The organism is Shigella sp. FC1967 (genome assembly GCF_001743005.1).
Lineage (GTDB): Bacteria > Pseudomonadota > Gammaproteobacteria > Enterobacterales > Enterobacteriaceae > Proteus.
Map to the genome: position 1 here is coordinate 1 of NZ_MIIZ01001372.1, position 369 is coordinate 369.

The window sequence follows — 369 nt, forward strand, 5'->3', positions numbered from 1 at the left end:
ACGATTTAATTAATTCCTTAATATCTTCTTTTATCGAATCATTTAATTTAGAATAAATTAAATAGAGTTGGTTAGTGGCATATAGGCTTATTTTTATATTAACCAACACGCTATCATTGCATTTCATGTTTAAATAATTATCAATCGCTGAGATAAAAACATTATTCCCGCTTCCCTGTTGTCCTGCAATCTCATCCCCACAAGCCATAGCACTTAATAAAGGTCGCTCTTTGAAATATTCTTTATCGTCTCTTACTTTTATTTCATAGAACGATTTAATTAATTCCTTAATATCTTCTTTTATCGAATCATTTAATTTAGAATAAATTAAATAGAGTTGGTTAGTGGCATATAGGCTTATTTTTATAT

At 27.6% G+C, this 369-nt stretch carries 1 pseudogene; it reads right to left on the reverse strand.

From position 1 onward, the window contains the following. Window positions 1-369, reverse strand: a pseudogene (locus BHE89_RS22090) (hypothetical protein); the annotation flags it as partial.